The sequence below is a fragment of the Streptomyces sp. NPDC056835 genome, assembly GCF_042789485.1.
Lineage (GTDB): Bacteria > Actinomycetota > Actinomycetes > Streptomycetales > Streptomycetaceae > Streptomyces.
Window position 1 is genome coordinate 146,984 of sequence record NZ_JBHUBB010000010.1, and the last position, 12,837, is coordinate 159,820.

Below are 12,837 nucleotides of genomic sequence, written 5' to 3' on the forward strand. Positions count from 1 at the left end.
GTGTGTCTCTCCGTTTCTCTGCTTCTCTGTGTTTTCTTCGGACGCTCTCTTCTTGGGACGTTCTCTTCGGAGGACGTTCTGTTCGGAGGGCGTTCTTCTGCGGTCAGGGGATCGCGTGCAGCACCACCGTGAACTCCATGGGTGCTGCCGTCAGCCGATGGGCCGGCAGTGTGTCGGGGCCGCAGGAGGCGGATCCCAGGCCGTGCTGGGCGAGGTCGAGATGGAGATGGACCCGCTCCCGGGCGACGAGTTCGTGCGGGTGCCGGGCGGCATCGAGGTCCCGGGTGGTCCAGCGGCGCGCCGTGAACCCGAAATGCGGCCGGCCCTCGAAACGGATTCCGCCGCCGGCCCGGTCCGATGGTGTCAGCTCGGCCCAACGCACCTCGCTGCGATGGCCGTTCTCCTGCGGGAACGTGTACGGGAACTGGAGCGCGTCGACGGTGTGCTCCCAGCGGCCGACGCGTACCGCCGCGCGGGAGTCGGGATACGACTCGCCGGGCCCGAGCCCGAACCAGCGGACCACGCTCCAGGCAGCCGGTACCGCCAGCCGCACACCGAAGCGCGGCAGTGGCATGTCCTCGGGCCACGGGCCGTCCGGCGCCGCCGTCAGACGCAGTCGCAGACCACCGGGCACGGCGGTCCAGTGGTACGTGGCGACCAGCCCGAACTGCTCGGAGGCGGGAGCGAGTCGGCTCCGGACGGTGAGCGCCGAACCGTCGGCGCGCACCCGGTCGGTGCGATGGCGCATCCGGTCCAGGCCGCGCTGACGCCAGGTGCGTGCCGCCTCGGAGCCGCGCAGTTCGGCCCCGGGCTCACGGTCGTTGTCGGTCATGGCCCGCCAGATGTCGAGCACGGGCCCCTCCAGCTCCGTACCGCCCAGCGAGCGGAGCTGACCGGTCTGGGCGTCGAACACGCCCTCCCCGAAGGCGAGTTGGTCAGCGGAGGGCTGGTCGGTCGTGGTCGGCCTTCGCGGCTGCCGGAGCGCCGACTCCGGCTCCTGGGGCGGGGTGCCTTCGGCCACGCGCGCCTGGCCGAAGGCGACTTCGTGCCCGGCCGGCGCCCAACGGGTCGCCGCCGCGAGGACGGCCCGTACGGTGATCCAGGTCTCACGGCCGGTGGGCGCGAGACCTGGCAGGGCACAGGTCGCCTCGCCCCCGGCCGGGATCACCGGGAACGCCAGCGGTCCGGAGTCCACCACGCCCTGGTCGGTAACCACCTCGTACAGGAAGCGCAGCGCGGAGGTGTCGGCGAACCGCAGCACACTGCGTACGGTGACGGTTCCGGTACTGGTGCCGGTGCCGGATCGCGGGGCGATCGTGAGGCGCAGCGGCTGGATGACCGCCTTGAGTTCCAGCAGGCCGGGTGTCGGCGTACGGTCGGGGAGCAGCAGCCCGTCGGCGATGTAGTTGCCGTCGTGGATCTCCTCGCCGAAATCGCCGCCGTAGCCGAAGAACTCCTGGCCGCTGAGGGGATCACGGGTTCGCAGGGACTGGTCGTTCCACTCCCACACCAGTCCGCCCATCAGCCGCTCGTGGGTCTCGAACAGCCGCTGGTACTCGGCCAGCCCACCGGGTCCGTTGCCCATGGCGTGCGCGTATTCACACATCAGGTAGGGCTTCTCGGGGTGTTCCCCGCCGGACCCGATGTGCTCCACACCGGCGTGTTCGCGATAGGTCTGGCTGTAGATGTCACTGCACTCGACATCGCCTGAGTAATGGACCGGGCGGGACGGGTCCCGCCCGGAGATCCAGGCGCGCATCGCTTGCAGATTACGTCCCTTGCCCGCTTCGTTGCCCAGGGACCAGATCACCACACTGGGATGGTTCTTGTCGCGCTCCACCATGCGCCGGGCGCGGTCCAGATAGGCCGCCTCCCACGCCGGGTCGTCGCTGGGATTGCCGCGCCAGCCCGCTTCCAGGATGAATCCGTGGGTCTCCAGATCGCATTCGTCGATGACGTACAGGCCGTACTCGTCGCACAGGCCGAGGAAGTACGGATGCGGCGGATAGTGGCTGGTGCGTACCGCGTTGATGTGGTGACGCTTCATCAGAACGACGTCGTCGAGCATGTCCCGCTCCGTGAGCGCACGGCCGCGGTCGGGGTGGAACTCATGGCGATTGACACCATGGAGCTTCACCGGCCTGCCGTTGACGGTGAAGACATGGCCGTCGATACGGACGGTGCGAAAGCCGATGCGCAGCGGCACCACCGTCCCCGCCGCGGTGAGGGATCCCTCGTACAGGCGCGGCAGTTCGGCGCTCCACGGCTCAACCCGGGGGAGTGTGACGCGCTCTCCCGCCGGGACGTCGACGCCGAGCTCGGGTACGCGTACGCGCGCCTCCACGGCGTCGGCGTCGACCTCCACGCACAGGACGCCCTCGCCCGTCGCGGGCGTGTAGCCGGCGTGCACGTGGTAGTCGGTGACCGCGCCGGCGGGCCGCGTACGCAGCGACACCTCGCGGAAGATGCCCGACAGCCACCAGGTGTCCTGGTCCTCCAGATAGGAGCCCGCCGACCACTGGTGGACCTGGACGGCGAGTACGTTCTCCGTGCCAGGCCGCAGCAGATGGCCCACGGCGAACTCGGACGGCAATCGGCTGCCACCGGCCGAACCCACCTCGGTGCCGTTCAGCCACACCGTGAAGAACGAGTCGACGCCTTCGAAACGCAGCACCGACCGGTCCGGGTCCGGCCAGGGCTCGGGCGGACGGAATCCGTAGCGGTAGCAGCCGGTCGGGTTCTCCTGGGGGACATACGGGGGATCGACGGGGAACGGGTAGCGGATATTGGTGTAGGCGGGGGCACCGTAGCCGTGCAGCTGCCAGTGGGAGGGGACCGGGAGCGGGTCCCAGGCCGTGTCGTCGAACGTCTCGGACCAGAACGCGTCGGGAACGTGCGCCAGGTCCGGGGCCAGGTGGAAGCGCCAGTCGCCGTTGAGGCTCAGGCGCGGGGCGGAGCTGGGGAAGGCGGCACGGGCCGGCAGCGCGCCGGGCGGCGGGGCCGGGTCGATGTGCCGGGGCAGTGCGGGGTACATGACGGGCGCCTCTCAAGCGATCGATGTCACGTCGGGTGTGATCTGGTACGTACGCGGTGCCACCCGCCCCACCGCGTCAGCTCCGCAGCCAAGCTGTGTGCCGACCATGACAATCCATTGGTTTGTCTTACGTCAATGCTTCGTGCGCGTAAAAATCGCTCGCACCGGGGTGCGATGAGAGCTATTAAGGTGCAGCTCAACCAACAGGAAGCGGTTTCTTTTCGGCCTCCTGTCTGCGGCTTCTCGCCGCGCGGGGCGTCCGGGGCGCCCCTCATGAGCTCCAGAAATTGGCAACTTAGTACTTTTGCAGTTGGAGGGTCTGGTGTTTGGATGACCGCCATGCGTGACATGGACGAGGTGGGCAAGCCGGTGCTGAGTGACCGGGACCGGGAGGCTCTGGACGTCTGGGCCCGTGGCGGTCCGGAACGGTCCGTTCGCGCCCGTATCGTGCTGGACGCCGAGGCGGGTCTCAGCGTCTCCGGCAGCGCGCGCGCCCTGGGCATCTCCCGCCCCACGGTGACGACATGGCGCAAGCGGTACGCCGCCGAGGGGCTGGCCGGTCTGGAGCACCGGCCGCGCAGCGGCCGCCCGCCGCAGGTCGACGAGGCCGATGTCGTCGCCGCGACGCTCGCGGGACCGCCCGCCCCGGCCCGTACCTGGTCGGCCCGCGCACTCGCCGACCGCCTCGGCGTCTCACACACCACCCTGGCCGGGGTGTGGCGCCGGTGGCAGGTCGGTCCCGGTGAGGGCAGTCTGCCGACCGTGCCCGTCAAGCCCGCCCTGTCCTGCGCGCGCGCCGAACTGCTCGGTGTGTGGGCGAGGGCCGACAGCGCGGTACTGGTCATCGGCGAGGCCGTCGCTCATGAGGGGCCCCGGGGCCGGGCGACCGACGCCGACGAACGGCGCTCGCGCCACGCCGCACTCGCCGCGCAGCTCGACCGGGTACGCGACACGGAACCGCCCCCGGCCGCTCCCCCCGTAACGGGTGCGACCACCAGCGCGGCAGCCGCGAAAGGCGTCTCGGCTCCCCGTGATCAGGGCCCCGGCGCCCTGATCGCCTCGACCGCCGCGCGTCACCCCGGCCGTACGCTGCACATCATCGCCTGGGACGACGAAGCGGCGGCGGACGACGCGGCCCCCGACAGCCACCCGGACCACGACGCCCTCCGCCGGGCCACCTGGCACCGCGCCGACTCCACCATGAGCTGGTCCGCCACCGCCTGTACGGTCGCCCTCGCCGAACTCGCCCAATTCCCCGGCCGGTTCAGACCGGTCCTGCACGCGCTGACCGAGGCCGCGCGGGCGTACGCGGACGCGCCCGGCGACCGCGCCTTCAGCTGGCAGCGTTCGCAGACCCGCGCGGGGCGGACCCCGCCCCGCCCCGCCCCCCGCGCCTTCAACCAGCTCGCGCTCGGCTCGTACAACGAGAAGCTGGTGATCGAGAACATCCGCGAGGCCGGGGCGCTCAGCCGGGTCGAGATCGCCGAGCAGACCGGGCTCACCCCGCAGGCGGTGTCCCGTATCACGCGCAATCTGCTGACCGCCGGGCTGCTCGCCGAGGACGGACGGCAGTCCGCGGGCGCCGGCAAACCGAGGGTGCCGCTCCGTCTGCGGCCCGACGCGGCGTCCGCCATCGGGGTCCATCTCGACCCAGAGATGATCACCGTCGTGGCCGTCGACCTGTGCGGGGGCATCCTCGACCGGCGGCAGATGCGCCTGTTCGAGCGGCGCGATCCCGGCTGGTGTCTGGAGCACATCACACGGCTGGCCCTGGAGTCCGCCGCGGTGGCCCGTCAGGTGTCCCAGGACCTGCTCGGCGTGGGGGTCGCCGTGCCGGGGCCGGTCGACGCGCGCGCCGGGATCGTCCTGGACCCGCCGCTGTTCGACGGCTGGGAACAGGTGGAGCTCAAGGCGGAGCTGGTCGAGCGGCTGGGCACGGCGGTGATCGTGGAGAAGGACGCCACCGCCGCGGCGATCGGCGAACGCTGGCTGGGCGCGGCCGACCGCGCCGGCGACTTCGTCTATCTCTACCTCGGCGCCGGCGCCGGCAGTGGTGCCTTCCTCAACGGCGATGTGTACCGCGGTACGACGGGCAACGCCGGGGAGGTGGGCGAACTGTGCGCCATCAGAGCCGGGTTGCTCACCGACGAGGGCGGCCCCCGCATGGTCGCCGAATGCGCGCCGATCTCGGCGGTCGTCGATCAGGCCAGGGCGGCGGGCCTGATGGTGCCGCAGGGAGACGGCGCCTACGACTGGGTCTGCGAGGCGGCGGCGCGCGGTGACGACCGGGCCGTCACGGTGCTGGAGAACGTGGCCGGGACGGTCGCCCTGGGAGCGGTCGGCATCATCGACCTCCTCGACGTGGAACTGCTCGTCGTCGGCGGACCGGCCGTCCTGCCGTCCGTCGCCGACCTCTATCTGGGCCGGATCGCCGCCGCGGTCAACCGTTTCCCGGTCGCGCGGCGCGTCCGCGATGTGCATGTCGCCCAGTCACGACCGAACCAGGCGGCGGCGGTCGGCGCCGCGGCCGGTGTCTTCCACTCGGCCTTCACGCCCCGCCTGAGCCCGCGCGGTCGTTCGGCACGTGGAGCGTCAACTCATGCCTGAGTCAAAGTCCTTGATGTATGGCAATCCAATGGATTTACAGGGACGTCCGGCGGCCTCCTGAGGGCGCGCGCACCGCTCATACGGGTGCCCCGCGCGCGGATCGCACGCGGGGCACCCGGGGCCGTTCGGATCGGCCGACGTCAGGCGACGTCAGCCGATGTCCGCCGGTCGGCCGACGTCAGGCGACGACCTTGCCCTCGTGCAGCTTGCGGATGTCGTTCGCGTCGTAGCCGAGGTCCGCGAGCACCTCGTCGGTGTGCTCGCCGAGCAGCGGCGCACCCTTGATGTCGGGCTTGAAGCCGGAGAACTTGACCGGGCTGCCCACGGTCAGGTACGTGCCGCGCTCCTTCTGCTCGACCTCGACGATCGTGCCGCTCTTGCGCATGTCGGGGTCCGCGGCGAGCTCCTTCATGCTGAGCACGGGGGCGCAGGGCACCTCCCACTCGCGCAGGATGTCGACCGCCTCGTACTTGGTCTTGTCGGCCAGCCACTTCTCGATCTCGCCGAAGATCTCCATGATGCGCGGCTGGCGGGCCCGGGCGGTCGTGTAGTCCGGGTCCTCGACCCACTCGGGGTGGCCGATGGCCTCGGCGGTGCGCTTCCAGTTCTGCTCCTGGATCGTGAAGTAGATGTAGGCGTTGGGGTCGGTCTCCCAGCCCTTGCACTTCAGGATCCAGCCCGGCTGACCGCCGCCGCCGGCGTTGCCGCCGCGCGGCACCGCGTCGCCGAACTCGCCGTGCGGGTACTGGGGGTACTCCTCCAGGTAGCCGATCTTCTCCAGGCGCTGCTGGTCACGGAGCTTGACCCGGGTCAGGTTGAGTACGGCGTCCTGCATGGACACCGAGACCTTCTGGCCCAGACCGGTCGCGTTGCGCTGGATGATCGCGGTCAGCAGACCGATCATCAGGTGCATACCGGTGTTGCTGTCGCCGAGGGCCGAGCCGCTGATGGTCGGCGGGCCGTCCCAGAAACCGGTGGTGGACGCGGCGCCACCGGCCGCCTGCGCGACGTTCTCGTAGACCTTGAGGTCGTTCCACGACGAGTCGTCGTTGAAGCCCTTGACCGAGCCGAAGATCAGGCGCGGGTTCAGCTCGTGGATGTGCTCCCAGCTGAGACCCATACGGTCCATGGCGCCCGGCGCGAAGTTCTCGACCAGGATGTCCGACTCGCGGATCAGCTTCTCCATGACCTCCTTGCCCTCGGGGGTCTTGGTGTTGATGGCCAGCGAGCGCTTGTTGCTGTTCAGCATGGTGAAGTACAGCGCGTCGAGGTCGGGGATGTCCCGCAGCTGATTGCGGGTCACATCGCCGCCCTGGGGGCGCTCGACCTTGATGACGTCGGCGCCGAACCAGGCGAGCATCTGGGTACACGCGGGACCGGCCTGGACCCCGGTGAAGTCGATCACCTTGATTCCGGCGAGCGGCTTGTCACTCATGGTGGCTTCCTTCTCGTGAATGATCTCGGTACGGAGGGTGTGGTGTGCGGGGGAGTGCGGTGAGCCGGTCGCTCACTTCTTCGCCGGCGTGATGTTGCCGACGGTGATGCCCTTCGGGTTGAGGTGCGCGATGTGACCGCTCTCGGTGCCGGCCGAGGGGTCGATCGCGCAGTCGATGAGCGCCGGGCCGCCCGAGGCCAGCGCCTCGGTGAGAGCCGCGGTGACCTCGGCGGGCGTGGTCGCGCGGTAGCCCTTGCCGCCGAACGCCTCGATCATCTTGTCGTGGCGCGCCTGGAGCATCAGGGTCGTCGGGGACGGGTCCTCGTCCGACTCCAGCGGGTTGATGTCGTCGCCCCGGTAGACGCCGCCGTTGTTCATGATGACGGTGACGACGGGCAGCTTGTAGCGGCAGATCGTCTCCAGCTCCATGCCGCTGAACCCGAAGGCGCTGTCGCCCTCCACGGCCACCACCGGCTCACCGCTCTCGACGGCGGCGGCGATCGCGTAGCCCATCCCGATGCCCATGACGCCCCACGTACCGCTGTCGAGGCGGTGGCGCGGTACCCGCATGTCGATCACGTTCCGGGCGATGTCCAGCGCGTTGGCGCCCTCGTTGACGAGGTAGATCTCCGGGCGCTCGTGCAGGACGTCACGTACGGCCTTCAGCGCGCCCATGAACTGCATCGGGTGCGGGTCGGCCTTGAGACGCTCCGCCATCTTGGCGACGTTCTGCGCCGAGCGCGCCGCCAGCTCCTCGCGCCAAGCGGCGGGGGCCGTGATCTGGCCCGGCTTGGTCCGCTCGGCGAGGGCGTCGAGCACCGACTCGATGTCTCCGACGAGCGGGGCGGCGATGGGCTGGTTGCTGTCCAGTTCCTTGGGCTCGATGTCCACCTGGACGAACTTCGCGTCGGGGTTCCACTGCGGAGCCTCGCCGTGGTTGAGCAGCCAGTTCAGCCGCGCGCCGAGGAGCACGACGACATCGGCCTTCTTCAGCGCCAGCGAACGGGCGGTGGCGGCGGACTGCGGGTGGTTGTCGGGCAGCAGGCCCTTCGCCATCGACATCGGTACGTACGGGATGCCGGTGGACTCGATGAAGTCCCGGATCTTCTCGTCCGCCTGCGCGTACGCGGCGCCCTTGCCCAGCACGACCAGCGGCCGCCGCGCGCCCGCCAGGATCTCGACCGCGCGGTCCACCGCCTCGGGCGCGGGCAGCTGGCGCGGCGCGGGGTCGACGAGACGGCTCAGCGTCTTCGCGCCCTCCTCCGCGTCCATGATGGAGCCGAGCACCGCGGCGGGGATGTCGAGATACACACCGCCGGGACGACCGGAGATCGCGGTGCGCAGCGCGCGGGCGATACCGCGGCCGATGTCCTCCACCCGGCTCACGCGGTACGCGGCCTTGACGAACGGCTGCGCGGCGGCGAGCTGGTCCATCTCCTCGTAGTCGCCCTGCTTCAGGTCGACGAGGTGGCGCTCGCTGGAGCCGGAGATCTGCACCATCGGGAAACAGTTGGTGGTGGCGTTCGCGAGCGCGACCAGCCCGTTGAGGAAGCCCGGCGCGGACACGGTCAGCGCCACGCCCGGCCGCTTCGTGAGGTATCCGGCCGCCGCCGCCGCGTGTCCGGCGTTGCTCTCGTGACGGAAGCCGATGTAGCGGATGCCCTGCGCCTGCGCGAGGCGGGCCAGGTCGGTGATCGGGATGCCGACCACGCCGTAGATGGTGTCCACGTCGTTCAGCTTGAGCGCGTCGACGACCAGGTGATACCCGTCGGTGAGCTCGGCCTGAGTGTCGGCGGTCGCCGCGTTCTCCAGTGCGGAAGGGGCGGTCATGGTCCGAGGTCCTCCTTGGGCGGTCATGCCTGATCGGCTTCTTGTCCCACCTTCCGCAGCACGCATCCGCACGTCCAAGACCTATCGGCGACCAGCCGATAAACAGCATTTATCGATCAACGATCGCCGCATGTCAGAGCGGTGCGGATCGTCTTCGCGAGCCGCTTGATAAATCCTCGCTATCGGCTGTTCGCCAGCGGGTATTGGACGCCCGCCGCGCGCCCGCGCAAGCTCGCAGACGACAGTTTCATCGGACCTGGTGCGAGGAGGCGTGCACATGGCCGTTCCGACCGAGGCATCGGTGCGCGACGCGGGCCCGTACCGGCCGCCGGAGCTCACCGGCCTCAGCGATCTCCTCGACCGGCACGCGCGCGACCGCCCTCGCTCCCGGGCGCTCGTGGTCACCGGGGACCGCGTACCGCTGTCCTACGGCGCTCTCGCCGCCCTGGCCACCGACGTCGCCGTCCGGCTCGGCCGCATGGGGCTGCGCCGCGGTGACGTGGTCGGCCTCGTCTCCGCCAACACGGCCGAGTTCGTGGTCGCGCTGCTGGGCGCGGCACGGGCCGGGCTGGTGGTCGCCCCGGTCGACCCCGCGCTGTCCGCGGCGCGGCTGACCGACCGGTTCGATGCGCTGGGAGTGCGGGTGGTCCTCCTCGGACCCACCGCCGCCGACGCCGCGCCAGCCGCCCTGGCCGAGGTCCCGGCCTGGCCCCTGCGCGTGGACATCTCCCACGCCGGGACGGCGACGGCCACACTCGACACCGGCGCGCGCGCGATGCGGCCCGCCCGGGGCGCGGCCCATGAACTCTCCGACCGTGACGCCCTCGTGCTGTTCACCGCGGGCACCACCGGCCGGGCCAAGATGGTCCCGCTGACCCACGACAACGTGGCCGCGTCCGTACGGGACATCTGCGCCACCTACGAGCTGGGACCCGGCGACGCGACGGTCGCCGTGATGCCCTTCTTCCACGGTCACGGACTCTTCGCGGCGCTCCTCGCCTCCCTCGCCAGCGGCGGATGCGTACTGCTGCCCGAGCGGGGACGTTTCACGGCGCACACGTTCTGGGACGATGTACGGGCCGTGTCCGCCAGCTGGTTCACCGCGGTACCGACCATCCACGAGATCCTGCTCGACCGGTCGGCGACCGAGTACCCGGGCCCGCGGGCCGCGCCCCTGAAGTTCGTACGCAGTTGCAGCGCGCCCCTCAACACGGCCACACAGCGGGCGCTTGAGCGCACGTTCGGCGCGCCGCTGCTGTCCGCGTACGGGATGACCGAGTCCACCCACCAGACGACCAGCGAGCCATTGCCCGAGCAGGGGTATCTGAAGCAGGGTTCCGTCGGCCGGTCGACCGGAGTGCGTCTGCGGGTCGTCGACCCGCAGGGTCGTACGTGCCCGCCCGGCACCCGGGGCGAGGTGTGGGTGCAGGGCCCCACCGTCACCCGCGGCTATCTCGGCAACCCGGAAGGGACGGCGCACAGCTTCACCGACGGGTGGTTGCGCACCGGCGACCTGGGCACCCTGGACGAGGACGGCTATCTGTTCCTCACCGGGCACATCAAGAACCTCATCAACCGCGGCGGCGAGAAGATCTCGTCCGAGCATGTCGAGGACGTCCTCGCCGGCTGCCCCGGTGTCGCCGAGGCAGCCGTCTTCCCGATCCCCGACGCGCACTACGGGCAGCGGGTCGGCGCCGCCGTGGTCGTACGCGAGGGCGAGAACCTCGGGCCCGAGCACATCCTGCGGTACTGCCGAAACCGGCTGTCCGCCGCCGAGGTGCCCGACCGGCTCGACGTCGTCGCCACGCTTCCCCACACCGCCAAGGGCGGGCTCGACCGGCGGGCGGTGGCCGACCGGTACGCGCGTTGACGGACGCGGGGTCCTGGAGCTGTCCGCCTGTCCCGTCGGACCATCGGACCCTGGAGCTGCCCGCCCGTCCTGACGGACCCTTGAGCTGTCCGGACTGTCCTATCGGACGTGATGCTCGGGCTCCGTCGGCAGCGGCTGGTCGAAGAACGCGTCCAGCGACAGGCCCGTCGCCGCGTTCACGAACGCACGCGCGGCGATCGAACCGGGCGTCGCCGCGTGGATCGCGACCGAGACCTGCGCCCGCGCGTCCGGGGCGACCAGCCGGACGGCCCGTGTCCTGCCGATCACCGGCATCGCGCGCAGCCAGGTGTGCGGCACGATGCTCGCCCACTCACCGACGCCCACATGCGCGTACAGCGAGGCGACGGAGTCCGTCTCCACCTGCGGGGTCACCACCACCCCGCTCTCCGCGAACACACTGTCGATGAGCTGACGGATCCTCATGTCGGGTGTCAGCAGCGCGAGTGGCAGCTGCGCCGCCTCCGCCCAGGTCATGGTGTGGGTCTGGGGCATCAGCTGGTCGCCCGAGGCGAGCAGTACGTACCGCTCCTGGTACAGCGGCACGACCTGTAGGCTCTCGCGGTCCTCGGGGGCGAAGTGCGAGATCGCGGCGTCCAGTTCGAATTCGCGCAGCTGACGGTGGAGTGTCTTGGCCGACAGCCGGGAGCGTACCTGCACCTTCGCCAGCGGGTGCGCCCCGCAGAAGGCGGCCACGGGCAGTGCCAGGGTCGTCGACGCCGTGGGCTCCGTCCCCAGCCGCAGTGTGCCGGTGATGCCCGACTGAACGGCGGCCACCTCGGCCTTGAACGCGTCCTGTTCGGCGAGGATCCGCTTGGCCCACACGACGAGTCGTTCGCCCTCCGGGGTGAGGCCCTCGTAGTTGTGCCCCCGGTTGATCAGCGTGACGTTCAGCTCCCGCTCCAGCTTGGCGATCGCCGCCGAGAGCGCGGGCTGTGACACGTAGCAGGCCTCCGCCGCCCGCGCGAAGTGCCTCTCCCTGGCCACGGCCACGAAATACTCCAGCTGACGGAACAGCATCAGCGACTCCTCCCTGCCGGCGGCCCTGACGGCGCATGCGCGGATCGCGGCCCGCGGATCGCGACGGCACCGGGCCGCGACTTCTCCGGCTCGGCGACGCCTTCACTCATCCTACTTATCAACCGTTCAATGACCGGCCCGGATGTCACGTCCGAATGCCGCCGGACTCCCCGTTCGCGGCGTACGAGCATCGTCGTCATGTCCACATACCCGACGGAGAAACGGACGATCATGAGCATGGTTCTTGATGGCAAGGCGGCTTTCGTGACCGGCGGCAGCCGGGGCATCGGCGAGGCCGTGGCGCTCAGGCTCGCCGAAGACGGAGCCGATGTCGCGCTGACCTATCAGCACAACGCCGAGCGCGCGACGCGGGTGGTGGACCGGATCAAGGCGCTGGGCCGCCGGGCCCTGGCGGTACGGGCCGACAGCGCGGACGCGACAGCGGTACGTGACGCGGTGGACCGGGCCGCCGGAGAGTTCGGGCGGCTCGACATCCTGGTGAACAACGCGGGGACCGGAGCGATGGGCCCCATCGAGGAAGTGCCACTGGAGGATGTCGACCGCGTGCTGAGTGTCAACGTACGGGCGCCGTTCCTCACGTCCCAGGCGGCTCTGCGGCACATGTCCGACGGCGGGCGGATCGTCACCATCGGAAGCTGCATGGCCGAGCGGGTCGCCTTCCCCGGCGGCGCGCTGTACGCGACGAGCAAGACCGCTCTGACCGGTCTGACCAAGGCGCTCGCCCGTGAACTGGGCCCGAGGGGTATCACGGCGAATCTGATCCACCCCGGGCCCGTCGACACCGACATGAACCCCGCGGACGGCCCGGGAGCCGGGATACAGCGGGGCCTCACGGCGCTCGGCCGTTACGGGCGGCCGTCGGAGGTCGCCGCGACCGTGGCCCACCTCGCGGGTGACGGCGGCCGGTATGTCACCGGCGCCTCCATCGCCGTGGACGGCGGCTTCGCGGCCTGAAACCGCTGATGAAGGCCTGAATCAACGACGAATGGGTGCGGCCGGACC

The 12,837-nt window shown here is 70.6% G+C and carries 7 protein-coding genes; 3 read left to right on the top strand and 4 right to left on the bottom strand.

From position 1 onward, the window contains the following. Window positions 1-103 precede the first annotated feature (103 nt). On the bottom strand, window positions 104-3,034 hold the full coding sequence (locus tag ACFRMN_RS13920; protein WP_383018203.1) for a glycoside hydrolase family 2 TIM barrel-domain containing protein: 2,931 nt from the start codon (window positions 3,032-3,034) through the stop codon (window positions 104-106). Between the two features lie 330 nt (window positions 3,035-3,364). Here ACFRMN_RS13920 and ACFRMN_RS13925 point away from each other — a divergent pair, with 330 nt between their 5' ends. Beyond that, window positions 3,365-5,641: an ROK family protein gene (locus tag ACFRMN_RS13925; protein WP_383018206.1), complete on the top strand. Its 2,277-nt coding sequence runs from the start codon at window positions 3,365-3,367 to the stop codon at window positions 5,639-5,641. Window positions 5,642-5,819: 178 nt separating this feature from the next. Here ACFRMN_RS13925 and frc read toward each other — a convergent pair whose 3' ends face one another. Continuing rightward, window positions 5,820-7,076 carry a formyl-CoA transferase gene (gene frc, locus ACFRMN_RS13930; RefSeq protein WP_383018209.1) on the bottom strand — a complete coding sequence of 419 codons (1,257 nt, stop codon included), beginning with the start codon at window positions 7,074-7,076 and terminating at the stop codon, window positions 5,820-5,822. A gap of 72 nt (window positions 7,077-7,148) precedes the next feature. Next, window positions 7,149-8,906 carry an oxalyl-CoA decarboxylase gene (oxc, locus tag ACFRMN_RS13935; RefSeq protein ID WP_383018212.1) on the bottom strand — a complete coding sequence of 586 codons (1,758 nt, stop codon included), beginning with the start codon at window positions 8,904-8,906 and terminating at the stop codon, window positions 7,149-7,151. A gap of 277 nt (window positions 8,907-9,183) precedes the next feature. Here oxc and ACFRMN_RS13940 point away from each other — a divergent pair, with 277 nt between their 5' ends. Continuing rightward, on the top strand, window positions 9,184-10,776 hold the full coding sequence (locus tag ACFRMN_RS13940; RefSeq protein WP_383018215.1) for a FadD7 family fatty acid--CoA ligase: 1,593 nt from the start codon (window positions 9,184-9,186) through the stop codon (window positions 10,774-10,776). Between the two features lie 99 nt (window positions 10,777-10,875). Here the strand turns inward: ACFRMN_RS13940 and ACFRMN_RS13945 are convergent, their stop codons facing one another. Then, complete coding sequence (locus tag ACFRMN_RS13945) at window positions 10,876-11,814, bottom strand: LysR family transcriptional regulator (RefSeq protein ID WP_383018218.1); 939 nt, start codon at window positions 11,812-11,814, stop codon at window positions 10,876-10,878. Window positions 11,815-12,051: 237 nt separating this feature from the next. On the opposite strand from ACFRMN_RS13945, the gene ACFRMN_RS13950 reads away from it, so the two are divergent. Further along, on the top strand, window positions 12,052-12,789 hold the full coding sequence (locus ACFRMN_RS13950) for an SDR family NAD(P)-dependent oxidoreductase (RefSeq protein ID WP_383018488.1): 738 nt from the start codon (window positions 12,052-12,054) through the stop codon (window positions 12,787-12,789). Window positions 12,790-12,837 lie beyond the last annotated feature (48 nt).

What these genes read in the sequence shown, in the direction of transcription:
- ACFRMN_RS13940 (WP_383018215.1), top strand. Translation starts at nt 9,184, where the DNA reads ATGGCCGTTCCGACCGAGGCATCGGTGCGCGACGCGGGCCCGTACCGG.
- frc (WP_383018209.1), bottom strand. Translation starts at nt 7,076, where the DNA reads ATGAGTGACAAGCCGCTCGCCGGAATCAAGGTGATCGACTTCACCGGG.
- ACFRMN_RS13945 (WP_383018218.1), bottom strand. Translation starts at nt 11,814, where the DNA reads ATGCTGTTCCGTCAGCTGGAGTATTTCGTGGCCGTGGCCAGGGAGAGG.
- oxc (WP_383018212.1), bottom strand. Translation starts at nt 8,906, where the DNA reads ATGACCGCCCCTTCCGCACTGGAGAACGCGGCGACCGCCGACACTCAG.
- ACFRMN_RS13950 (WP_383018488.1), top strand. Translation starts at nt 12,052, where the DNA reads ATGGTTCTTGATGGCAAGGCGGCTTTCGTGACCGGCGGCAGCCGGGGC.
- ACFRMN_RS13925 (WP_383018206.1), top strand. Translation starts at nt 3,365, where the DNA reads ATGACCGCCATGCGTGACATGGACGAGGTGGGCAAGCCGGTGCTGAGT.
- ACFRMN_RS13920 (WP_383018203.1), bottom strand. Translation starts at nt 3,034, where the DNA reads ATGTACCCCGCACTGCCCCGGCACATCGACCCGGCCCCGCCGCCCGGC.